Consider the following 23902-nt stretch of genomic DNA (forward strand, 5'->3'; position numbering starts at 1 on the left):
CCGTGTCTGAAGAGATTGCATTGGAATGGTTCCGCGATCGAATCGACGCCTTGAGCGCCAAGGGACAGGCCGCGCGCGAGGAATCTGTCGATCATGCAGATCCTCTTGTCCCGGCGGTGCAGGCCGGAGGGTCTCTGCACGCGTGGCTTCAACGGGCAGGGCTTCCCGGTGGCAAAGCGGTTCTGGTACTGCCGCGCGAATCTGTCGTGATGCGTCGTTTGCAGTTACCACTCAGCCCTGAAAATGAATTGCCCGATCTGGTTCGATTTCAGGCAGCGACAAAAACGGCTGCTCCGATTGATTCTTTAGTATTGGATTATTTGCCGCTGCCGGTGCAGCCGGGGCGCGACGGGCAGGATGTGATCGCGATCTCGATTGATCGCGATAAGCTCGCCCGAATGAAAGCGGTTTGTGATGCGGCCGGGTTGGAAGTGACCAGAGTCACACTCGCCTCGTTGGGCGTGGGGCGGTTTCTTCGCACAAAAGCCGCATCAGACCTGGGCATCGATGGTCCAGATCTTGTCGTCTATCAACAGCATTCGCAGGTAGAACTTTCCATCTTTGATGAAGGTTCACTGGTCCTCAGCCATGTCGTGCATCTTGCTGATGATGCTCACGGCGATGCGCTGAAACCATTGAACATGGAGATCACTCGGCTGTTCATGGCGCTGGTGCAAACTCGTGGTGAAGTGGTTGTGACACGCTGCTTCTACTTGAGTGGGACTCCGCACCCGGGAGTTCAAAATCTCCTTGAACAGCGATTCGGTGCCGGGTTGAAAGTCATTGACCCGACAGAAACAGGACGAGGAAAATCCGTCCCGGGATTTGAGGCATTATCAGGTGCGCTGACCTCGTCTTCTGATCCGAGCTTGTCGATTGATCTGTTGCATCCACGGAAGCGAGTTGATGCTCCGGATCGACGGAAATTGTATTTCTCGATCGCCGGGATCTCTGCGGCTCTCTTGCTGGCAGGCGGAAGCTACTGGTTCTATTCCACGAAAGGTGCGCTGGAAAATCAGGTCGCAGTTGCTGACGAGGAAATCAGAGGTCAGGAAGAGTTCCTGAAGAAAGGGAAACCTCGCAGTGATGCTCATGCTCGTGTTGTCCGCTGGATGGAAGGGGACCCACATCCGGTCGAGCTGTGGAGCCACCTGCACAAGTACTTCCCCGGCCGTGATCGGGTCTATCTGCAAGAGTTCCGCATCGTTCCAATGCAGGGAGCGATGATTGCTCGATTTACAGGGAAGGGACGGGCACGGGATCGATCCGATGTCGATTTCCTGCAGCAGTCACTCTCTGACAACGGATACCGCGTTCGACCAAATACTCCTGCATTGGGGAATCGCGATCCTGATTTTCCATGGCAATTTGACCTCGATGTTGAACTCCCGCGAACTGTGATTGCACCACCGGCCTCGAAGGGGCCTGCGAAGACTCCGGCTCCAGCAGTCCAGCCACCCAAACCGCCGACAACCGCAGCAGTGTCAACCGGGAATGCGGGCTCGGGTGCCAAGTAAGTGCCTCGGATTTGTGAGGACGTGTCTGCATGTCATTGTGTTGACGCCAATCGAATCACGCCTTGTTGTTGAAGATCGAATAAGAGCGGCTGTGTCATGAAGTCTCGTGAAAAATTACTGGCGATCTCGTTCGGCGCGGTTCTCATCGGCGGCGTCGGATTCAGCTATTTCGAGTCCGCAATCCTGACGCCGTTGCGTGATCTCGAAAATGTGGTGAAAGCGAAGACGACTGAGACTCAGCGACTTCGGACTGAGCAGATGGCTCTTGCCAGAAAAGATGGCGAGATGAAGCAATGGCGAGGCTTGAGCCTGCCGCCGAATCCGGAAGATGCGCAACGACTTTACCAGGAATGGCTCATCAATCTCGCACAGTTGTCGGGATTTGAAATCCTGAAGGTGACACTCGAACGGCGTGTGGCTGAAGGTGACACGTTCGTCACGATTCCTGTGCAGATGGAAGTGCGTGCCAAACTTCGTGAGTTGATGGAGTTCATCGATCGCTTCGAATCCGTTGATCTGCTGCAACGCATGGCGCGCTGTGATGTGACCAGTCCTTCGAGTGAAGGGGACCCGGAACTGAATGTGACGCTGATTCTGGAAGGAATCTCGATGCAGTCGGCTTCTGAGCGACCTCGATTGTTTCCACAGTCGGAGTTGTTTGAGCCTGTGAGCAAAGATGCGACGAAAGTCACGGTTGTTTCCAATAAGGGCTTTCCTGAAAAGGTTCCATTCTGTATTCGGATCGGGACCGAATTCATGAATGTGACAGCGATGGAAGGAAACACCTGGAACGTTCAGCGTGGCGTTGAGAAGACCTTCTCTGAGAAGCACGATCATAATGCTTATGTCGAGCTGTTTCCGCTACGGGACAACAGCAGGCTTGCGAACGAGATGAACGCCATCGCGAATGCGAGTCTATTCACTAAACCGGCTCCCAAGATCGATTATCAGCCCCGTCTGGCAACGACGACTCCTCCCCCTGTGATTCGCGGTAATACCTGGAGCTGGAAGCTCGACGTTGCAGGGTGGAACCCGGCTTTTGGTTCACCGAAATTTGAATTGGTTTCTTCTCCGCCGGGGATGGAACTGGATGCTCAGACTGGCACACTGCAATGGCGTGTGACAAATCAGGCAGAACTGGGGAATCATCCTGTTGAACTGCTGGTTTGGGGAACGAATGGCCGCGATGCGGGTTTTGCTCCTTCGTTCAAAGTGCGAGTCCGCGACCGCAACCTTCCTCCACAGATCACATCTGCTGGTCCATTTCGCTTCTTTATTGGTCGAGAGTCAGAGATCAAGATCGACGTGAAAGATCCGGACGGGAATGGAAAACCGGTGACGTTCGCCATCGAGCAAGGCCCTGCCGGGATGACGATTGATACTCAGTCAGGATTGTTGAAGTGGAAGCCGGGCGAAGAGTTGATGCCGCAGAAGATGGAAGTTCGCCTGAAGGTCACAGATACGGACGAGTTTCCAGAAGTGGTCACATCAACGATTCCGGTCAGCCTTGATGAGGATTCGGCACGCTTTACCTATTTGACAGGGTCGGTAACACGATCATCAGGCAAGGAAGAAGCCTGGATTTACGATCGTGCGACCAACAAAACCACCGTACTGCATACCGGCGATGTGTTTCAGGTTGCTGATTTTGATCTCACCTTGGAATCGATCGGGCCGACGTTCATTATCGTGAAGCGTGGCGACCAGAAGTTTCAATGGAAGATGGAGCAGCCTTTGACTGAGATGCAGCCAGCTCCCGGAACAACGTAATGAGCTGTTGATCTGTCAGGGAAAACCGGGTTGTTACAGCTGCGGAATGCCCTGAAGGGTTTGGTTTTGTGGACTGTAGGGGATGATTCCGGCCTGAGCCATCGCTGCAAACTCCGGGGCAAGACTTGAGTCGTTCTGACTGTCCCGATACGCTGGCTGTGTCCAAATTGAAACCGTATCGTCTGTTGTTGAATTCAACGAATCATTTATTAACTGGGGCAGTACGACGGGAAGAGTCCATGTGGGCCAACTGTCTCAACGACTGCTCTGAATTGGGAAAGTAATCGAGTGAACGCCCGGATCGTTTTGCTGCCTGGTGATGGAATTGGTCCTGAAGTCGTCGCTCAGGCAAAGCTGGTGCTGGAACGCGTTGCCCAAATTGGTGGGCATCAGTTTGAGTTTTCGTCCCATCCAATTGGTGGAAACGCGATCGACGATTTCGGTGATCCGCTGCCAGAACAGACTCTGACCGCATGCCGGGCATCTGATGCTGTGTTGCTGGGAGCAGTCGGGGGCCCAAAGTGGGACGATCCAACCGCCAAGACACGTCCAGAAGCAGGGTTGTTGAAGATCCGCAAAGAACTCGGGTTGTTTGCGAACCTCCGTCCTATCACTGCAATTGATTGTCTGGTTGATGCGTCTCCATTGAAGCGAGAAGTGATTCAGGGAACCGACATCCTGTTCGTTCGTGAATTGACCGGCGGGATCTACTTCGGTGAATCCGGCTTGAAGAAAAACGACGACGGCAGTGAAACCGCCTTCAGCACGATGACCTATTCCACACACGAAATTGAACGTGTTGTGCGAGTGGCAGCGAAGGCCGCTCAGGGACGTTCAAAGCGTTTGACCTCGGTCGACAAGGCTAACGTTCTGGAAGTTTCCCGGCTCTGGCGTCGCGTTGCAGAACGTGTTGTGAAGACAGAGTTCCCGGACGTGACGTTTGACGTTGTGCTTGTCGACGCAATGGCAATGCACCTGATTTCTCGTCCAACTTCGTTTGACGTGGTTGTCACCAGCAATCTGTTCGGGGATATCCTGACAGACGAAGGATCAATGCTTCCAGGCTCAATGGGAATGCTCCCTTCGGCCAGTATTGGAAGCAGTGGCCCAGGTCTGTATGAGCCAATTCACGGAACCGCTCCTGACATTGCCGGATTGGGGATCGCGAATCCACTCGCCACGATTCTCGCCTCAGCAATGATGCTGCGTCACTCTCTGAATCTCGAATCTGAAGCAAAATTAATTGAAGGGGCCGTGAATTCGGTTCTGGATCAAGGCTTCCGCACCAAAGACATTGCCCCGAAAGGGACACCGTCAATCGGGACGGTCGAAATGGGACAAAAAGTTCTGGAACTGTTGAAGTAGACCGATATTGAAAAAATGCCCTTGGAAAGTGAAATTTCCGAGGGCATTTTCCTTTGATTTGCGATTTCGAATACAGATTAGTTTTTCCCGATTTGGACATTGAGGGGCAACTTGCTGGTTGTCACTGCGTTGACTATGGTAAAAAATCAGATTGGATGTGAGTCCCGCTGATTGATCCCGCCTGTTGTGGGCACGGAAGCCGTCTCGATTCCATCCACAATCCTCACAGCCGAGTTTGCGCATGAATCGCTTGCTGCTGACTACCCTGTTTTCTGCTGCGCTGTTCTGCCTGTCTGAAACCCCTGCTCAAGCAGTCGGGCCGGATTGGCCGTATTGGGTTGGTCCCCAGTACACAGGCATTTCGCCGGAACGTGGTATCCCGGAAAAATGGGATCCCAAGGGAGGCCCCGGAAGTAATGTTCTCTGGGATGCTCCGATCGGGAGTCGCTCGACCCCCATCATTATGAATGAGCGGCTGTATCTGGTCACAAACAGCAACGAAGACGACATCAATAAGGCCGGAGAGAAAGTCGTCTGCCTTGATGCCAATACAGGCAAGGTTCTCTGGGAACATGCTTTCAACGTCTATTTGACAGATGTCCCGATTGAGCGAATCGGCTGGTCCAGCGTCGTTGGCGATCCAGAGACCGGAAACGTTTATGTTCAAGGTGTCTGCGGGTACTTCTGCTGCTTGAACGGCAAGACAGGCGAAGTGGTCTGGGAACGCTCCCTTCATGAAGAGTTTGGCTTCTTGACCACCTACGGGGGACGAACAAACTACCCGTTGATCCATGAAGGCAATGTCATCATCAGTGCCGTCGTGATTGGCTGGGGAGAACAGGCGAAACCGAACCATCGCTTCCTGGCGATGGACAAATCAAACGGTCAGGTCGTCTGGTACGTTGGCACGCGTCCATTACCTGAAGATACCACATACAGCGCTCCCGTGATCGGGGTAGTTGATGGTGAGCTGCAGATGGTTTGTGGTGGCGGCGACGGAGCCGTGCATGGCTTTCAGCCGCGGACCGGGAAAAAGCTGTGGACATACAATCTGTCTGCACACGGAGTTAACACCACTCCATTGCTGCATGGCGACCGAGTTTATATCGGGCATTCCGAAGAGAATCTCGACTCGAACGAAATGGGAGCGCTTCTCTGTATTGATGCAAAGCAGCGAGGAGATATCAGTAAGACCGGGACGATCTGGAAAAAGACACAATATGCCGTCGGTCGCTCCTCACCGATCATGATCGAGAACCGCCTTTACTTCGTTGACGATCGTGCCAAGTTGTACTGCGTCGATCCTGAGACCGGGAATGAGGTTGGCAAGTCCATTCCGCTCGGCACGATGATGCGTGCAAATTTGCTGTACGTTGACGGCAAGATCTTTATTAATGAAGTCAACGGCCGCGGCTATATTCTGAAGCCGACCGAAAAGGGAGCGGAGTTCGTTCACAAATACCGGTTCCCTCGCGGGGACGAATGTTATGGTTCTCCAATTGCCTGGCGCGGGCGAGTCTATATCCCAACGACAGGGCACATGTACTGCGTTGGGAATGCCGAACTTGTTGAAGCCGAAGCGGTGAAAGCAAGTCAAGCTCGGGAAACCCATATCGCTCTCGATGAACGTCCTGCACAGTTGAGCGTTGTTCCAACAGAATCGTTGCTGGTTCCAGGGGCTCGTCAGCAGTTTCAGGCCCGTCTGTATAATGCGAAAGGGCAGTACTTGAGAAACGCTCATCCTGATGAGGTGGAGTTCTCGCTTCAGGGCCCAGGCGAATTTGACAACTCTGGTCGGTACACCATTCAATCGACTCAGACTCAACATCAAGGCGTGATCGTCACTGCCAAACATCGCAATATCGAAGGGACCGCTCGAATTCGTGTGATTCCGAGCCTGAACTGGTCCTTTGATTTCAATGATGGAAAGGTTCCAGAAACTTGGGTCGGGTGTAGCTACCGCCACGTTCCACTCGACTGGGATCTACTTTCGAAGTTGAAAGCAGAGAATGCTTTTGCTTCGGACCTCTACATCTACTTCATGACCGAGTTTGCGAACTTCGGGCCGAAACGCGAGTTCGATGATTCTACTCCGCAGCAGAGACTGAAAGGTTTGCTGACCTTCCTGAATCTGGCAGAAGGGGAAGACAAGCCGAAGACGTTAGATGAGTTCAAAGCCAAATTTGATGCTGGTCTTCAGAAACTCGTTGACGAGAACGTGATCTCCGGTTTTACCTGGTCAACATGGGATCGCAAGACCGGCAACGGGGAAGAGACCGTCCCTGAAGCGAAGCTCTCCATCGAACGTGGAGAACGTAAGATCGATGGCAATGGCGTGATCTGCAAAGTCACAACCATTCCAAAGGGAACCCGCAGCCAGGGATGGATGGGGCCAACGGATCTGACCAACTACACGATTCAGTCCGATGTTCTCAGCTTCTCTCGACTTGGAAAACTTCCAGATGCGGGATTGATTGGTCAGCGATATACATTCGACCTGATGGGAGCGTCTAAGCAACTTCAGGTTCGCACATGGACTCCGCAGCTCAACCGCTTCTCCGCATCCGTTTCTTTCGAATGGAAGCCTGAAGTCTGGTACACGATGAAGCTGAAGACCTCGGTGAAAGACGGCAAGGCACTTGTGCAAGGCAAGATTTGGGTTCGTGGAGAGCCAGAACCTGAAGCGTGGTCGATCGAAGCTGCCGATATTTCCCCGAACCTGATCGGAAGTCCTGGGTTGTTTGGAAACACCAAAGATGGTGAGTTTTTCTATGACAACCTGACAGTGACCCGAAACGCGGAGTAGTGGTCCGAACTGCCTGACTTGTTTTGGAATTCGATTGAGTTCCTTCGATTTCAAGTGGCCAGTGAGTTCCCCGGCATCAGTTAAGGAGATCATTGATTTCCTGCTGGTGCCCTGATTCAGAGAGACGAAGGGCGACAGCTCTTCAGTGATCTTCAAAGTTTATGCCCGGCAGAACAGATGGCATCGAGAGATGCATTGTTCACCGGGCATCGGAAAGGGCGTATGCCCGATAGGGACAGATATGATCCGCCGATTTCTCGCAACCTCGATTTGCCTGTCGACATTTATTGCGCCGACCGTGGGTGTCTTTGCAGAAGAACCTGCTGAACCAACGGCCTTCGTTCTTGGCGAGATTGCCAAGATGAAAGTTGGAAAGCACGATTGGCCGCAATGGGGTGGCTCAGGGTACCGCAATAACACGCCAGAAGGTGTGAACATTCCAACCTCGTGGGATGTCGACAGCGGAGAAAATATTCTCTGGTCGGCCCCGCTGGGATCTCAGACCTACGGAAACCCTGTTGTCGCCAACGGAAAGGTCTACGTCGGGACGAACAATCACAACGCTTACCTGAGCCGATTTCCAAAGACAATCGATCTGGGAGCGCTGTTGTGCTTCGATGAAAAAACAGGAAAGTTTCTGTGGCAGCATTCGAACCCTAAGTTGCCAACCGGCCGCGTCCACGACTGGCCGGATCAAGGGATCTGTTCTTCAGTGTATGCTGAAGGTGACAAGGTTTGGTACGTCACAAGCCGTGGGGAAGTTGTCTGCCTCGATGCAGAAGGCTTTAACGACGGAGAGAACGACGGTCCTTACAAGGCCGAAGATAACGAGAACAAGAACGAAGCCGACATCATCTGGAAGTATGACATGATGGGGGCGCTGGGAGTGTCTCAGCACAACATGTGCAACTGCTCGTTGACATGTGCCGGGGATGTTCTCTTCGTCAACACTTCCAATGGTGTGGACGAGTCTCACGCTAACATTCCTGCTCCAAGTGCGGCAAGCTTTTTTGCGATTGATCGTAACACCGGGAAGGTTCTGTGGAGCGATAAATCTCCAGGATTGAACATCCTGCATGGTCAATGGTCGTCCCCGGCTTATGGCGTGTTTAACGGCCAGGCTCAGGTGATTTTCGGTGCTGGTGATGGCTGGATGTATTCCTTCGACCCGGCCGGTGATGGTGCTGGTAACAGCAAACTGATCTGGAAGTTCGACTGCAATCCAAAAGAGTCAAAGTACTCCGTCAGCGGTCGTAGCGAGCGGAATCACTTGATCGGAACACCAGTAATTTACAACGGAAATATTTACATCGGTGTCGGTGAAGACCCAGAGCACGGGGAAGGCAACGGCCACCTGTGGTGTGTCGATCCGAACAAGCGTGGCGATGTCAGTCCGACGCTGGCGATGGACTCGGCTGGCAAGGAAGTGGTTGACAAAGGCGACGGATCACGACGCCTGCAGGCGATCTTCCCGGAGCAGGGTGAGAAGGCCGTTCCAAACCCCAATTCAGCCGTGGTCTGGCACTATACCGGAGACGACACCAACAAGAATGGTGAGATCGATTTCGAAGAGGAAATGCACCGAACCTGTGGGACCGTTGCGATCAAAGACGATCTGCTGTTCATTGCCGACTTCTCGGGAATCTTTCACTGTCTGGATGCCAAAACCGGAAAGTCGCACTGGAACTACGATATGTTCGCGGCGGCCTGGGGCTCACCTTTGATTGTTGAAGGCAATGTCTACATCGGAGACGAAGACGGTGATGTTGCCATCTTCAAGCTCTCCGCAGAAATGGAGCAGGTTGGCGAAGTCTCGTGCGGGAACTCTGTTTACAGTACTCCCGTCGTCGCCAACAACGTGCTCTTTATTGCCAACAAGTCGACCCTGTACGCCATTGGCAGTAAGAAAGACGGAGAATAATTCCGTATCAGATGGAGTGGTTTGAATCCTGCACGCTCTCTGCTTTCTGAATGAATATTCAGAGCAAGCGGCGTGTGGGGTTCAGTTGTTTTCGGTCTGCTTCAGTTTCAGCTTTTGAGTTTCGTGAGCAGTTATGCCAGTTTTTGATTTTCGCTGTGAAGATTGTGGAGCAATTTCTGAAGTCTTTGTCCGTGGTGGACAGGCTCCAGTCTGTGAACAATGCCAGAGCGAACGCCTTGAGAAAATGATGAGTGCTCCTGCCGGGCATGTTGCCGGAGGGGCTCGGTCGTTGCCAGTCATGGGAGGAAGTTGCCCTCCAATGGGAGCCCCACCTTGTAATCCGCACTGTTGCAGGTTGCCACAGTAGCCCGCCGGATGACCTGCTCCTGAATTGGCTGTCTTTTCATTCTTTTCTGCGCCCGGATTTGAAATGAAAGGGTGGACTATGTCCGCTGTGAAAGTCAATTTTTTCACGTTGTTGCTGGCCATTTCTCCTTTGGTCCTGTCAACATTTTTGAGTCTGACGCCCACTCAGTTACATGCTGAAGAACGGCAGACAGCAGACGCCGCAGTTGCAGGTGCATCACTCCCCGGCACAGTTGAAGAAGCACGGGGAAGAGCAAAATTACTGCATGAGATGATTCACGGATCGTTGCAGGTCATGCATCGGGACTTCTTCGATGACGAGAAGTCTTTTCGAATTCCGTCGCGTTCTCTTGAGGATGTCTTCAGTGAGATGGAGCGGACGCATCAGGTAAAGATGCGGTGGATCGTTGTCAACGCGAAAGCGATGAGCATCGATAACAAGCCAGAGGACGAGTTCGAGAAGACTGCAGCCAAAGAAATCGCTTCCGGTAAGGGCGAGTATGAAGCGGTTGAAGATGGGACGTATCGCTACGTCGGGATGATTCGTCTCTCGTCACAATGTCTGAAGTGCCATGTTCCGGACCGCAAAAGTCTGGAAGACCGGTTTGCCGGAATTGTGGTCTCAATGCCCCTACAAAAAGGAAAATAGCAGCTGATTGTCGGCTGCTACTTTCTGATTTGGCAGATTTCCGAATTCACAGTCGGCAGGCAGTCAGACGACGTTCGACTACACCGCACTCGACATTGTTGTATTTCCGGCAATCGTGTCTGCCGGGCGCCAATCGTGGAGTTGAAGTTCAACGTTTTCGTACCCACGAAACGCATTGATACTCGCGGAAAAGCAGAGAGATAACGGGCCGTTGACCTTCGCCAGTTCAGCGGCCCATTCTCCTTTGCCGAATGCGACGCAACGAAACACTTTCTCGCCTTGTCGAACCTTCATTGCCAGGTGACGATCGCCCCCTCCCATTGTTCCCGGCGGTTCAGCCAGTTGCACATGGGCGACACTGAAAATCGGACGCCGATGTTGTGCTCCGAACGGGCCGAGCGTATCGAGTTCACGTACGGCCGGCGTTGTCAGATCGTGCAACGAAACTTCGGCATCAATCTGGATGTCAGGAGCAACGCTTTCCCCTTCGCCCAGTTGAGTCGTGGCAACCTTGGCAAAGGCTTCGCGGAATTCATCGATTCGATCGAGTGAAATGCGTAACCCGACAGCAGCTTTGTGGCCTCCGAAACGTTCCAGATATTCAGTGCATTCACATAGATGGGAATGCAGATTGAAATCCCCGAACGTCCGTCCAGAGCCTTGCCCCAGTCCGCTTTCAAGATTGGATGCAATGACGATCGTGGGCTTTTGAAAGCGTTCAACAAGTCGACTCGCAACGATTCCCATCACGCCGGGGTGAAACTCGTCACTGGCAACAACAAGCGTTGGATGTTGTTCCCAGTCCGGGTTCTCTTCGATCATTTCTTTGGCCTGACGATACATCTTTCGCTCGACCGTTTGCCGATTTTTGTTGAGCTGATCGAGGTAGTCTGCCAGTTGAGCTGCACGTTGGCGGTTGTCTGTTGTGAGTAACTCGACAGCAAGGCGTGCTTGCCCCAGTCGACCTGCGGCGTTGATTCGAGGAGCGATTCCGAAGGCGATATCCTCCGCCGAAAGGGATCGATTCTTCTCGTATCCTGCGATTTTCCGCAGCATTTCAAGGCCGGGCAGTGAGTTTTCGAGAAGCGAGAGCAGTCCATAACGGACGATGATGCGGTTTTCCCCTTTCAGTGGAACAACGTCGGCGATTGTTCCCATCGCGGCCAGACCGACTGCGGATTTCAGGTAGTCACGCATTCGCGGAGAGGCTTTGGTTCCATCACCGAGACGCATGCAAATGGCCCAGGCGAGCTTGAATGCCACCCCGGCGCCACACAGGTCGGGGAATGCATAAGAGCTTCCCGGCAGACGTGGATGCACATTGACGGCGGATTCTGGGAGTTCGCTGTCGAGTGTGTGATGATCGGTGATGATCAACTCGAGTCCCAGTGATTTGGCGAGGGCGGCTTCCTCCAGACTGCAGATTCCACAGTCAACAGTCACGATGATCCGGTTCGGGTCTTCTGCATGGAGAGTGCGAATGGCTTCGAGATTCAGCCCATAACCCTCTTCGAGTCGGCTGGGGATGTAGTAATCGACATTGGCTCCGACAAGTTTCAAGCAGTGCCAGAGAAGGCTGGTCGCGGTAACCCCGTCGACGTCGTAGTCACCATAGATTGTGATCCGGCGACCAGCACGGAAGGCGGCAACGATTCGGTCGGCGGCTTCCGCTGCGCCGGGGAGTTCGTCAGGAGGAATCAGGTCAGAAAGGCGCGCAGCCAGAAACTGCTCTCCGTTGGCGCCACTGTCAATTCCTCGTGAGGCGAGAACTTGAGCCAGCAGGGGAGAACATCTCATCTCGCGGACGAGTCTGGCAACAACCGCCCTGTCGTGTAATGCGAACCTCCATTGCCGCGGCATGACCATCTCCTTCTGGTGTCCTCATTCTCGCTGAATTGCGTCTCAGCAATTGGATCTACACGGCTGCAAAACGTGGACAGTGCTTCGCGGCTTGACTGTGGATGCTGCAAATAGAATTGGCCTTGATGGAGACGCAACGGTGTCAACTATATGCCAAATCAAACCCTCGTGAAACCAGCGCCGCGTACGGATTTCGAACACGACCTAGTTCATTTGCTGGAAAGACGTTAGCGGAATTTCACCAGTGTTGTGAGATCTAGCCTCGACGATCCATGCTCAGGGACCCGAAAGGACACGACTGACTGGATGTGCAAATTGCGGCAGAGTTTGTCTTTAGAAGATCGGTGTTTGTGTTGTGTAAGGTGTTTAATTGATGTGTGTTATGTTGATTTTTTCGGTTGGTGTGAGTCGGTCGGAATTGTGTTTGGTATGGGCGTTTTGAAGCATTCGCGTCGCATGTCCCGCAACCCGAAGGGGTTCGTAAATGACGCTGTCCAAGTTTCTCCAAATCGTCTAAAGTGGTCAGGTATAAAACATTTCAGATCGTACCAGCATCCGCATGAAGTGGTGTGACCTGATTTCTGATCCAAGGAGAGGGCGTTCGGGTTCTGGTAACTCGGCTCATTTCGTTTGTGAGATCGCTCCCGTCGGTTCAGACAGGCAAACTGTTTCATTGGAAAATGCGGGACTACGAAGGCTGAATCAAAGTCAGATTCGTAAGTCAGTGCTGGTCGTCCACACATTAGGTTCCGCTGGCGTCAGGCAGAAATAAACATCGTTTCCGAGTGCACATCGGGAACACCATCAGCGAGAACTTCCAGGAGAGACGGGTTATGGATTCGTACGCGCTTTGTCCTTGCGGCAGCGGTAAAAAAGTGAAGTTCTGCTGTCAGGCAATCATGCCGGAGATGGCAAAGATCGAAAAGCTGCAGGAAAACAACCAGCCTCGAATGGCTTTGCAGCTGATTGAAAAGTTGTTGAAAGAACACAACGACAACCCTTGGTTGATCAACCAACGCGGTATTTCACTGATCGCTGATCATCGGAATGAAGAAGCTCGGGACAGTCTGGTCGCGTATCTGCGTCAGTCTCCAGATAACCCGTTGTCGAACGCGCTGCTCGCGCTGGCAATGACCGAGCTCGAGCCAATCGATCAATGCAAGAAGGTGATTCATCGCGCCTTTTTGAAGAGCATGACTGCCGAACCACGCGTCGTCGCGGTTCTTGCCAGCCGCCTTGTCGATTACTTCCTGGCAAACGGGAAGGATATGGCAGCGCGCCAGCACATGGCCGTTGTCCTGCGTCTCGAAAGCGAGCAGGAACGTCAGCAGACATTGCTGGCGATGCTGGAATTCGATTCCGATACATCAGTGCCGTACCCATTGCGCGGTGCTCATCCACTGCCGCCGTATCAGCCATCAGACGAGCTTGCCCCACAGGTGAAGAAAGCTCAGCGTCTGTATGTGCATGCCTGCTTTTCAGAAGCAGCCGACCTGCTGGAACAGATCGTTCAGAAAGATCCTCAGTCGGCCGAGCTGTATCACACCATCGGTCTGATGCGAGCATGGGACGGGGACATTCCTCGCGCCGCGACCGCATTGCATCAGGCAGCCAAGCTGTATCAGGATTTCGAAAAAGCAGTTGATGTCGAAACAATCGCTCAATTGCTGCAGCGGCAGAACTCCGAGAACAACATTCCGGTGTTGTCACGGATGTTCGAAGTTGAGTCACTCTCTCGTTTGTTGACTCGTCTCGACAACGAAGACCGACTGTGCCGCATGCCGTTGCAGGAGAACACTCCGGCAGACGGAGTTGTCGCTGCGTACAACATTCTCGATCGCGCTGTGCCGACCGCTGATGAACTGGCAAATGCAACTCTGGAAACGATTCCACGTTCCATTGGTCAGTTGATGCTGTATGACTCGGCTGACGCCAGCGATCGTCAAGAGGCGCAGTTGAGCGCTCTTGAAGGCGAGCAGATGAGCGAGTCTGCTAAAATCTTTGCCGCAGCTGCAGGCGATCTGGTGAAGCCATTGCTGCGAGAAGATGGTCAACCGATTCCGGATAGCGTTCTGCAAACGTTCTCCAAGGAAGAAATGGCTCTGTCGGAAGCGGCATTTTTCCCACCGCAGGCAACGTCTCGCGTTCGAAATCGATTGCGAAAGCAGTTCATCGATGAAACTGTTCCGCAAATCTGGTTGAAGACTCCATTGGTTGCTCTCGGTGGAAAGTCGCCAGCGGAAGCAGGCAAAGACAGTGCGCTGAAAGTGGAGCTCGCCGCAGCATTGCGTGTCTTCGATTCGTTCATGGATCGCCGCAGCGTGATGTTGAATCAGGCTCCGTTGCGAGAACAGTTGGGCATTTCTTCAGACTCACCGATCAGTCTGTCTGAAGAACACGACCTGAATACGTTCTCTGTTTCTCGCTTGTTGCGACTCCAGACAGCAGAGCTCTCAGACGAAATCTTTGACCGAGTTCTGCAGCGAGCAATCGTTGTGAAGCACTGCGGTCTGGGTCATCGTTTGCTCTCTGAGTTTGTCACAAGCCGACCACAGTTGGTTGAAAAGAAGCCACAGGAAGCAGAGCAGGCTTATGTCACGCTCGCCGACCTGTGCAGCCGATCTTTGCGTGATCAGGAAGCATTTGAGTGGCTGAACCGTGGCTTCCAGTTCTCGAAAGAGAATGGCAATGTGTTCGAAACATTGCTGATGTGGAAGATGCGAGAAGTCTCTCTGCGTGCCCGCGATACCGACGATCCAGAGTTCAAGAAAGTGCTGCTGGAAGTCTGGAATCAATATGGGGCGAAGTTGCCAGCAGTCCGTGCCCGACTCGACGAGTTCGTGCGTGCACTTGGAATCGAAGCTCCTTGGGAGAACGCGATTGTGACGCCGGGTGCCGGGGGAGCAGTCTGGACGGCTGAGGACGAGCAGACATCCAGTGCAGAGAAGAAACTCTGGTTGCCAGATTAATCTGAAGTTTGACAAGCAGGCATATTCAACTCGTTGTGTGTGCCTGCTTGATGTTCGATCGTTGCAGCCGGGTTCCGTCGATCGGAGTCCGGCTGTTTTTCGTCAGAGTGAGTTTTCTGACCTGATAAGTGGCGAGAAGCAATCATGAGGTTCTCCGACGAAACTGCTGTCATGCAACGCGCACTTGAGCTTGCCAGGCTCGGTGCCGGAGCGGTCGAACCCAACCCCTGCGTGGGAGCGGTGATCGTCGATTCCGAGCTCAATCTGTTGGGCGAAGGAAATCATGAGCGTTATGGCGGGCCACATGCAGAAGTGATGGCACTGCGTCAGGCGGGAGATTTGGCTCGCGGAGCAACGATTTTTGTGACGCTGGAGCCATGTGCTCATCATGGGAAAACGCCTCCTTGCGCCGACGCTGTGATTCAGGCAGGGATACGTCGGGTTGTTTGTGCCGTGGAGGATCCGGCAGGACACAATCAAGGGGCTGGCTTTGAACGACTGAGGACTGCCGGAATCGCAGTTGAGGTCGGGCTTGGTCGCGAGGAAGGCGAAGAGTTACTCGCTCCTTTCACGACACTGATGACGCAAGGACGCCCATTTGTTCACGCGAAATGGGCGATGACCTTGGATGGGAAGATTGCCTCTCGAACCGGATCTTCCAAGTGGATCACAAATACACAATCACGTGAACGGGTGCATCAGTTGCGTGGTCGAATGGATGCAGTTCTCGTTGGAGTGGGAACCGTTGTCGCAGATGATCCACTGCTGACGGCTCGTCCTGCTGGTGTGCGTCGACCGGTGCGAATTGTTCTTGATCCAGTTGCTCGAACGCCACTGAATTCGCAACTGCTACAGACTCAGTCAGAAGGGCCGCTGCTGTTCGTCGTGTCAGAGTCAGCAGACACGAGACGAGTGGAGGAGTTGCGAAACCTTGGGGCGGAGGTTTATGTCTGTCCGCTGCAGTCAGATGGCATTCGCTTTGATCTGACAGAACTTTTGGCAGAATTGGCGCGGCGACGCATGACGAATCTCTTCGTCGAAGGAGGGCGTCATGTACTGGGAGCGTTTCAGGATGCAGGCTTCATCGATGAAGTCCATTGTTTTATTGCTCCCAAGATTATTGGGGGACTGGATGCCCTGACTCCAGTGGGCGGAACCGGTGGTGAGATGATGCCGGAGATGAGTTCACTTCTGCGACCCAGGATCGAAGTGTTGGGCGACAACGTTTACATCACCGGGCGAGTTCGCCGTTAAACATGTTGCTCTGACAGCGTCTACGGTGAAATCAGGTCTGTAATGGGAATCAGCAGACGGATTGTGTCTCCGAGATAGAAACGTTCGTGTCGCGGAGAGACGGACTCAATCAGACGCAGCATGCCGGTGTTCGTTGACATGACGATGGCTTCGAACTGTTCAATTCCTTGTTCGGCGGCCAGTTCCGCGAGCTTACGGATGAGATAGGTTCCAAGTCCTCGATGTTGGAAGTCATCGTGAACGGTGATCGCAATTTCTGCGATCGTGGTCTCGTTCTGGCGAACGTATCTCGCCCCGCAGATTGCTTTGGTCTCTCCGTTGATCTCCGCTTGTCCCAGAAAGCAGAGATCAGACTTGGGATTGATGTCGAGCAGTTGCTTCAGGACAGGAATCGGAACAGACGTAATCGGGGAGAAGAATCGATGCAGCAGTGTCTCTGGCGAGGCAGTGCGGATCGAGTCCGCAATCATCTCTGCGTCCGCAGGAGTGACATGACGAAACCGCACCAGAGTGCCGTCTTGCAGTTGGTAGTCAGAGATCCAATGCACGTTATGAACCGACTTCGAATTGCTGCGTCGACCAGGTGACAGGAACGAATTGACTTTGTTCTGAACTTGAGGCAGGTTCTGTCTATCATGCGGCCGAGGAACAGCCTTCCCGACAAGAGAAAGGCTGAATCCTGCGAGCCAGATTCGCCACACACTTTTTGTGCATACTTTAGAATAACGGAGCACGGCCGATTTTGCGTCGGACGATGACCCATTGACCTGAGTGCATCAGCCAGTGTGATCCCTGCATGGTATACATTGATCCGACTGTCGGTGCATAAGGAACACCGGTTTCTTTGGTGAAATTTGCAGGGTCTTCTGCTGCCAGTAATTCAAGCGTACGTTGCCGTTGGACTTTGTATGCGGCGAGCAATTCTGCTTTCGTACAGAACGCAGCAGGATCGTCGACTTTGGCTGTTTCTTTGCTGTACTTTTCTGCCATTCCAGCCGGGAGTTCAGGCATGGAACCTGGCCGGATGGCGTTCATCATGTGATTTTCTTCCACAACAAGATGACCAACCTGCCAGTTGATATGGTTGGTTCCCTTTTCCGGACGAATCATCATCTCTGCGTCGGTAAGATCGTCCAGATACATCTGACAAACCATTGTACTGGCGTCGATTGACAGTTTGATTGCGTCGTTGGGAGTCATGAATCTCTTTTCTGGTCTCGCGAGAATCGAATGATCGGAAGCGGTGTCCTGAAGCGTTTTCTAAAGCAGTTGAAAGGCACTAAGTACGCAGAGACAGTATTTCATTTATTGAAAGGACTGCTGCGAGGGGACTTCGTTGACCAAGCCGCATAAGAAAACGGACACATTCCGGCGGTTCATGTTGAGGCATCGTCTTCGAACCGATTGTCGGACGACATCATCTTAAAGCATTTCCCGAAACGGTCTATACAGGCTGTTATCTGGAGACATCCTGTTCGATCAGGTGTCCACCGACCGAGTGATCACGGGAAGCGTGATTCGGTGAAAGCGTGGCTACGCAGCAGTGTTATCACTAAGCGAAGTGCGGAACGCTGCGTGCCGGACATCCCATTCAATTTCAAAAATCGAATTAGAGAATGCTGGTTTCGACGGGAAGCAAATCAGGATTGAACGGAGTGTCGTTCATGATCTCGATTTGCTGATCTCGGCGTAAGCGATAGACGATGCCACGCCACTCGACTCGATTCATCAACATCGCTGAGAGACTGCAGGCGGCGTACATCACGAGTGTTGCCGGGATGATCAAGGCCGGCTGCCACGGTCTGGCCTGCAACGTCTTTCCCTGTTCCAGAATGCGGGCTCGCACCTGATTGTCGATGTAGGTCATCAGGGTGCGGAAGCCTACTCCGTAAATTGCCAGACAGCTTACGCCGATCCAGATTGGAGTTGAATCTCCATAACGAAGCCCGAGAGCAACCAATAGAACAGCGAGAACAGTGGAGATAATGTTGGCCCAGACAAAACCGGAAATCAGTCGCCATGAGGAGTGGAAGTTCCACACCAGTGACATCTGCCGGCGGATGAACCGGAAGCACCCGAAGAGGCTGGTTGATTCCTGGTTGGCGAGCACGGCAGGGATATGCAAGGCCTTCAGATTCGCTTCTTTCAGGACGTCGCTCAAAGAGAGATCGTCTGCCAGACTGTTTGCCCAGCGTTGGCGGAGTGGAGTCGTTTCCAGAAGATGGCGTTGAAATGCCATCGAGCCTCCCCAGATCATCTTGCAATGATGCATCTGGATCATCGCAGCACTACCCCAATAGTAGCGGATGAAGTTTGGAATGGTTCCTGTTTCTGGAGCATACCATCGCAGCCCGCTTGTTGCTCCAACTTCAGGATTGACCAGCGGGGTCAACAGATCTCGAAGCCAGTGCTCGTAAGGCACAGCATCGGCGTCCACCTGAACGATTGCCTGATAGTCGTCGTCGAGGTCTTCTGTTTCCTGCAGCAGCGCGCTGTTCTTCAGACTGCATGTCGGAAGACGCTTCTTTAACAGGCGGATCTGAACGCGAGGATCTTTTGACTCCTTCAGAAACGGTTCCACGATCGACCAGACAGGATCTGTTTCACTATCAATAATGAGTCGCAGGTGAAACCACTCATAGGACTGGTTCAGCAGTGCTCTTAATGTTTGAGCAAGAAAAGGGTCGGACCCGCGCAGGGAGAGAAGCACCAGTGCCCGCGGCAGTTCTGGTGGATTGTCTTCAGGGAGAATGTGCTGGGACTTTAACATGCGGACGAAGCGAGTACCCCAAATGAATTGGAGGACGAGCAACGTGACGTGAAAGGCCACGGTAAGCGAAACCAGAAGAATGATCATCTTCGACACTGGGCCGCACCTGAAGGAGACGAATTTCAACTACTAAAGAGACTTGCCGTCAGCTCTTTGAAATTCAGTGAGAACGCCAAATTCAGTGGCGTCCTCCGATACACTTACAGAGTCGGACGCGATGGTGACGCGTCGTCCGTATGTTGATGCATACGCGAGTTCAGAACGTTTCGCACGGGAGTCAACGTGATACGAGAACACGTAGGCAATTTGTCGATAACGCAAAGCTAGGTGATGAATCGACCGTTAGCATTGCGGAGTTTTTAGAATCTTGCCGAATTCATCGCCCACCTGTTTTGGGCAATGGATTATCAGGCACCGTCGGGACGACCGGAACATGACTGATCCGTATAGGATCAGGTTTGTTGATGGATCGAGCCACAACTATCAGCGTGCAGTCACGTCAGATCGTTGTCTATTGATTTCTTCGAATTTTTGACGACGTAATCAACATTCAGTTGTTTGGCGCGTCGATGCATCGTGGATGACACGGCGGTGGTGATTTATTACGACGGGATAACGCTCGTGCGTTACTTAAATGAAACATTGCCGACCACGAATGCTTCGGGCAGGCATTATTCCTCTTCTGGAGAGCGATGAGAAAGGATCCCGGCATCCAGAGCGGCGCGTTCCAGTGCGCGGCTGACGCGTTTTCTGACGGCGTCTTGGCTTGCTCCGGTGTCTTCGGCGAGTTCTTTCCATTCTGCTCCGTTCATGCGTCTTTCAATCAGAGCACGGTCATCCTCGGAGCAGTGAAGATAAACCTGGTCGACGAGTTCCTGCATCTCTACCAGGCGTTCGGCAGGACTCGAAGATGCAGCCAGACGTGTCAGCACTTCGTCCCCATTCTTCTCAAGCTTGCGGGCGTCCCGTTTTCGGGCATGCTGCCAGGCGACGACGTCATAAATCCGATTCTGGGCGATCTGCATCAGCAGGGCCTGTAATTGCTTCGGATCAGAGAGTTCGATGTCGTTGCTGTCCAGCGACCGGAAGAAGCGTGCGAGTACAGATTGGCAGATGTCCAGCGAATCCACGAAGCGTCTGACGGATGTGGATGTCATGCGAAAGCGGATAAAGCGACGAATCTCTGGTTCATATTGGTGAACCAGAATTGCTGCGGCCTCCTGATCGCCAGTACGAACGCGATCGATTAATTCGGCCAGTTCGGAAGGTCTGTTCATTGACTCTCAACCAGATTAAGGCCTGGATTCAGGCAGGTGCAGCATTCAGCAGAGTTGAGTCCCGGATCATTCTGAAAAGTAGAGAAATTCCAATTTTCATGTGAAAGCCAGCCAGCCGGCAGAACCAGATTTTCTGCATGTCTGCGGTGTCTCTGAAGACCTCACACGAACATCCCCACGATACAACAGGTGGCTGAGGATGTCGAATTCTTCTGTGCGATCTTGTTCTGGACGATGTAACCGCTATTGTGCAGCATCTGAGTTGACGAAAGACCGCTCGTCGCATCCGATTTCGAATTGTGTCAGTCAGGTTGAGGCGGTTGTTTTTTTCTGGTGATATCTTCTGTGAACCAGCCTTCTCCTGCCGTTGCTGTTCGCTACCAGCAGTCTCTTGATTTCATTTTCGGTCGGCTGAACTACGAACGTGCCCCCGAAGCGGCCCGGTCATTGCAGGACTTCAAGCTGACCAGAATGGAAGAATTCCTCGCGGCGTTGCGGAATCCACAACGTTCCGTCCCGACCGTGCATGTCGCCGGTTCCAAAGGGAAAGGGTCAACGGCCACCATGGTCGCCAGAATTGCTCAGGCGGCCGGTTATCAGGTAGGATTGTTCACCTCTCCGCATGTTGATGCATTTGAAGAGCGATTCACAATCAATTCACGCGTCCCTACTGCGGAACAGTTGATCGCTCTGACGGATCGGGTTCGTCCGATCGTGGCTGAGTTCGATCGTCGCAGCTCAGGCGAAGGTGTGACGTTCTTTGAAATCGCAACCGCGATCGGCTGGCTGTTCTTTCAGGAGAGTGGAGTCGATCTGGCAGTGATTGAGGTGGGGTTGGGTGGTCGGCTTGATTCCACAAATGTTTGCAATCCACTCGTGACTGCCATTACGAGTATCAGTCGGGATCACACGCGTCTTCTGGGAGAGACGTTGGCGCTCATCGCAGGCGAGAAGGCGGGGATCATTAAAACTGGCGTTCCAGTGGTAACCGCGGTCACGGACAGTGAACCAGCGAATGTGATTGTCGAACGCGCTAGGGAGAAAAATGCTCCGCTGTTTCGCTTGAACCAGGAGTTTCGAATTGAAAACTCCAGTCCGCAGGCGACAGGGGGATCGGTTCCCGCCTGCTACCGGTTCGATTTCGTCTCAGGGGAGTACGCACTGCGCGATGTCAGATTGGCAATGGCAGGGGAGCATCAGACTCGAAATGCTGCCATTGCGATTACGGTTGCAACTCTGCTGCGGGAGCAGGGATTCGTCCTGACTGATGATCAGATTCGAGCAGGGCTGGCTGCGACGTTGTGTCCGTTACGCGTGGAAGTCGTGGATCAGACACCGTTGACGATCATTGATGGCGCGCATAATGCAGCGTCGATCGTGGCTTTGTGTGAAACGCTGAGGAGTGTCCCGTCTGAACGCCGGATTGTGATCTTTTCGACCTCTCGGGATAAAGAAGTGTCGGTCTTGTTGAAGACGCTGGATGGCTTCTTTGATGAGATCTGGCTCACTCAATATTCGAACAATCCTCGCACCGTCACCCTCGCTGAACTCGAAGCACTTGCGCCACAGGTGCTGACAAAACCATGGCGCATTCTGCAGAATCCAGCAGCTGCGTTAAATGAGGCAGCGGCCACGACGACGTCTCAGGATCTTGTCTGCGTCACAGGGTCGTTCTTCCTTGCCGCAGAAGCCAAGGCGATCCTTGTGAACGGACTGAAGCCGTTACGCAATTAACGGATCAAGTCTGACCGGATGCCGGATTAGACGCTTGCTTTGGCTGGATGATCGAGATGCTTGAGCTTTCCAAGCTCTGTCGGGTTGCGCAACAGTTCGTCGATGCTCACTTCGGACTGATATGCGTTTCTCAGGAAGGATTCGTTCGACGTGTTTTCCAAAAGACGCCGGACGAGATACGACATCCCCGGCAACAGTTCACCGAATGGGGTGTAGACTCGAATACGATAATGCTGTTCGGTGAGCAGGCTCTGGATTTCACCTGCCATCCCGTGCAGCATCTGGATCTCCCACGCATGCGTCGGCACTTTGAGTTCCTCGGCAACTGCCATTGCGTGTGAAAGGCTTCTCAGGTTGTGAGAAGCAATTGCGGGATTCAGCCACTGATGGTTCTCAAAGAGGAATCGGGTCAGAACTTCAAAGTTTTCGTCTGTCTGCCATTTCTCCATGAAGACCGGGCAGGGCCAGCCACGATATGCGGCAGTGATTGTCTCCTGATCCCAGTACGCACCTTTGACGAGACGCACCCAGATTGGTGTCCCACGTTTTTCGACCCAGCTCAGCAGTTTCTTCAAATCATCTGCGGCGTCGAGCAGATAGGCCTGAACAACGATGCCCAGGTGTGGCCAATCGCGGAACTCGTCATCACAGGCGATTTCTTCGAAGATCTGAAGTGTCAGGTCTTTGAAGTGATAGTGTTCCATGTCGATGTTGACGAAGACATCGAGTTCTCTTGCCTTTCGCAGAATCTTGCGCAGTCTGGCCTTCACCTTCTTGGTGGTTCCGACCGGGTCCATTGGATTGAAGTGGCTGGTCAGTGCGGACAGTTTGAGAGAGACATTCAATCGAGGCAGAATGCCGGATGTGTGTCGATCGAGAATGACATCTTCCGGCCATGAGTTGACCTGAGGAGCCAGTTCGTCCATGAGTTTCAGGTAAGCTCGTTGATAGGCGCGCGCTTCCCTGTCGCTGATGACCGCCTCACCCAGTAGATCGAGTGTGAATGCAAGTTCACTTTTGCGAAGACGGCTGACGCTGCGGAAGACTTCTTCCGAGGTTGTCCCTGCGATAAATCGCTCGGCCATCTTTCTTGTATTGGTTCGTGCGTTGACGGCGAGTGCTTTCCCCAGCAGTGTGTCCGGGTGAGCAACATCAAGACCCATTCGTACCGCAGTTGGAAGGTGACTGCGGATCTCGTCAAAGTATTCCTGCAGGTGCTGGGCAACGGAGGTGCTCGACTTCAGTGTCGGCAACACGTCGACGAAGCGAAACATCTGGACCTTGACGGATTCGTCATGCATGGCCCATTCCAGAATATGATCGAGCCACCATCGTCGCTCAAAAACAGTTGGCTTCCGCCGGGCAAGTTTCGACCAGAGTTCGTGGCCGATTTCCTGTGTGCGTTGTTCCACTTGAGCGGAGGAGGTGTCTTTGCGAGCTGGGCTTGGCATCACAGAATTCGATCAACAGAAAGGAGTTCCAACTTCAAGAGTTGGGAAGATGGGACAGGAAAGGAGCTATCACTGCTTTCCGATCCGAATGGACCCGACGGAATCGGAGGTCATCTCGCGGACTTTAGACCATCAACCGGAACACCGGAAGAGAAGCCAGACATCCCGATGGAGAAGAGGTCTCTTTTGCGGA

Annotated in this window: 16 protein-coding genes; 10 read left to right on the forward strand and 6 right to left on the reverse strand. The window is 53.1% G+C overall.

Features of this window, described 5'->3' with window-relative positions; genetic code table 11:
- Window positions 1-2 precede the first annotated feature (2 nt).
- From pilM to SH527x_RS17710, 7 genes are all read left to right on the forward strand, one after another.
- Window positions 3-1517 (forward strand): type IV pilus biogenesis protein PilM, encoded by a 1515-nt coding sequence (gene pilM / locus SH527x_RS17680; protein WP_437192005.1) that lies wholly within the window; start codon window positions 3-5, stop codon window positions 1515-1517.
- A 96-nt stretch (window positions 1518-1613) separates the two neighbouring features.
- Entirely contained in the window at window positions 1614-3287 is a 1674-nt protein-coding gene (locus SH527x_RS17685) for a hypothetical protein (protein WP_437192006.1), read from the forward strand.
- A gap of 288 nt (window positions 3288-3575) precedes the next feature.
- On the forward strand, window positions 3576-4652 hold the full coding sequence (leuB, locus tag SH527x_RS17690; RefSeq protein ID WP_437192007.1) for a 3-isopropylmalate dehydrogenase: 1077 nt from the start codon (window positions 3576-3578) through the stop codon (window positions 4650-4652).
- A 241-nt stretch (window positions 4653-4893) separates the two neighbouring features.
- Entirely contained in the window at window positions 4894-7458 is a 2565-nt protein-coding gene (locus SH527x_RS17695) for a PQQ-binding-like beta-propeller repeat protein (RefSeq protein ID WP_437192008.1), read from the forward strand.
- Between the two features lie 241 nt (window positions 7459-7699).
- Entirely contained in the window at window positions 7700-9379 is a 1680-nt protein-coding gene (locus tag SH527x_RS17700) for an outer membrane protein assembly factor BamB family protein (protein ID WP_437192009.1), read from the forward strand.
- A gap of 133 nt (window positions 9380-9512) precedes the next feature.
- Entirely contained in the window at window positions 9513-9746 is a 234-nt protein-coding gene (locus SH527x_RS17705) for an FmdB family zinc ribbon protein (protein WP_437192010.1), read from the forward strand.
- A gap of 78 nt (window positions 9747-9824) precedes the next feature.
- Window positions 9825-10394, forward strand: coding sequence for a c-type heme family protein (locus SH527x_RS17710; RefSeq protein ID WP_437192011.1), 570 nt, complete (start codon window positions 9825-9827; stop codon window positions 10392-10394).
- A 78-nt stretch (window positions 10395-10472) separates the two neighbouring features.
- Here SH527x_RS17710 and recJ read toward each other — a convergent pair whose 3' ends face one another.
- Window positions 10473-12254, reverse strand: coding sequence for a single-stranded-DNA-specific exonuclease RecJ (recJ, locus tag SH527x_RS17715; RefSeq protein ID WP_437192012.1), 1782 nt, complete (start codon window positions 12252-12254; stop codon window positions 10473-10475).
- Between the two features lie 833 nt (window positions 12255-13087).
- Here recJ and SH527x_RS17720 point away from each other — a divergent pair.
- Window positions 13088-15223 carry a hypothetical protein gene (locus SH527x_RS17720; protein WP_437192013.1) on the forward strand — a complete coding sequence of 712 codons (2136 nt, stop codon included), beginning with the start codon at window positions 13088-13090 and terminating at the stop codon, window positions 15221-15223.
- Window positions 15224-15367: 144 nt separating this feature from the next.
- On the forward strand, window positions 15368-16477 hold the full coding sequence (gene ribD, locus SH527x_RS17725; RefSeq protein ID WP_437192014.1) for a bifunctional diaminohydroxyphosphoribosylaminopyrimidine deaminase/5-amino-6-(5-phosphoribosylamino)uracil reductase RibD: 1110 nt from the start codon (window positions 15368-15370) through the stop codon (window positions 16475-16477).
- A 20-nt stretch (window positions 16478-16497) separates the two neighbouring features.
- Here the strand turns inward: ribD and SH527x_RS17730 are convergent, their stop codons facing one another.
- The 4 genes from SH527x_RS17730 to SH527x_RS17745 all read right to left on the reverse strand — a co-directional run bounded on the left by SH527x_RS17730 (window position 16498) and on the right by SH527x_RS17745 (window position 20524).
- Window positions 16498-17025: an N-acetyltransferase family protein gene (locus SH527x_RS17730; RefSeq protein WP_437192015.1), complete on the reverse strand. Its 528-nt coding sequence runs from the start codon at window positions 17023-17025 to the stop codon at window positions 16498-16500.
- A 169-nt stretch (window positions 17026-17194) separates the two neighbouring features.
- Window positions 17195-17677, reverse strand: a complete 483-nt coding sequence (locus SH527x_RS17735) for a DinB family protein (protein WP_437192016.1) — start codon at window positions 17675-17677, stop codon at window positions 17195-17197.
- A 409-nt stretch (window positions 17678-18086) separates the two neighbouring features.
- On the reverse strand, window positions 18087-19334 hold the full coding sequence (locus tag SH527x_RS17740; protein WP_437194649.1) for a glycosyltransferase: 1248 nt from the start codon (window positions 19332-19334) through the stop codon (window positions 18087-18089).
- 584 nt (window positions 19335-19918) lie between these two features.
- Complete coding sequence (locus SH527x_RS17745) at window positions 19919-20524, reverse strand: RNA polymerase sigma factor (RefSeq protein WP_437192017.1); 606 nt, start codon at window positions 20522-20524, stop codon at window positions 19919-19921.
- A gap of 345 nt (window positions 20525-20869) precedes the next feature.
- Between SH527x_RS17745 and SH527x_RS17750 the strand changes: the two genes are divergently transcribed.
- Entirely contained in the window at window positions 20870-22258 is a 1389-nt protein-coding gene (locus SH527x_RS17750; RefSeq protein ID WP_437192018.1) for a bifunctional folylpolyglutamate synthase/dihydrofolate synthase, read from the forward strand.
- Window positions 22259-22284: 26 nt separating this feature from the next.
- On the opposite strand, the gene SH527x_RS17755 is transcribed toward SH527x_RS17750, so the two are convergent.
- The gene (locus SH527x_RS17755; RefSeq protein WP_437192019.1) at window positions 22285-23709 is read right to left on the reverse strand and encodes a proline dehydrogenase family protein; all 1425 of its coding nucleotides are present in this window, start codon (window positions 23707-23709) and stop codon (window positions 22285-22287) included.
- Window positions 23710-23902 lie beyond the last annotated feature (193 nt).

This window comes from Planctomicrobium limosum, from assembly GCF_051465645.1.
Taxonomy (GTDB): Bacteria; Planctomycetota; Planctomycetia; order Planctomycetales; family Planctomycetaceae; genus Planctomicrobium.

Excerpts from the sequence above, each read along its gene's own strand:
- SH527x_RS17710 (WP_437192011.1), top strand. The coding sequence starts at position 9,825 with ATGTCCGCTGTGAAAGTCAATTTTTTCACGTTGTTGCTGGCCATTTCT.
- SH527x_RS17755 (WP_437192019.1), bottom strand. The coding sequence starts at position 23,709 with ATGCCAAGCCCAGCTCGCAAAGACACCTCCTCCGCTCAAGTGGAACAA.
- SH527x_RS17740 (WP_437194649.1), bottom strand. The coding sequence starts at position 19,334 with ATGATCATTCTTCTGGTTTCGCTTACCGTGGCCTTTCACGTCACGTTG.
- SH527x_RS17745 (WP_437192017.1), bottom strand. The coding sequence starts at position 20,524 with ATGAACAGACCTTCCGAACTGGCCGAATTAATCGATCGCGTTCGTACT.
- SH527x_RS17705 (WP_437192010.1), top strand. The coding sequence starts at position 9,513 with ATGCCAGTTTTTGATTTTCGCTGTGAAGATTGTGGAGCAATTTCTGAA.
- SH527x_RS17735 (WP_437192016.1), bottom strand. The coding sequence starts at position 17,677 with ATGACTCCCAACGACGCAATCAAACTGTCAATCGACGCCAGTACAATG.
- SH527x_RS17685 (WP_437192006.1), top strand. The coding sequence starts at position 1,614 with ATGAAGTCTCGTGAAAAATTACTGGCGATCTCGTTCGGCGCGGTTCTC.
- ribD (WP_437192014.1), top strand. The coding sequence starts at position 15,368 with ATGAGGTTCTCCGACGAAACTGCTGTCATGCAACGCGCACTTGAGCTT.
- SH527x_RS17695 (WP_437192008.1), top strand. The coding sequence starts at position 4,894 with ATGAATCGCTTGCTGCTGACTACCCTGTTTTCTGCTGCGCTGTTCTGC.
- SH527x_RS17700 (WP_437192009.1), top strand. The coding sequence starts at position 7,700 with ATGATCCGCCGATTTCTCGCAACCTCGATTTGCCTGTCGACATTTATT.
- SH527x_RS17720 (WP_437192013.1), top strand. The coding sequence starts at position 13,088 with ATGGATTCGTACGCGCTTTGTCCTTGCGGCAGCGGTAAAAAAGTGAAG.
- recJ (WP_437192012.1), bottom strand. The coding sequence starts at position 12,254 with ATGCCGCGGCAATGGAGGTTCGCATTACACGACAGGGCGGTTGTTGCC.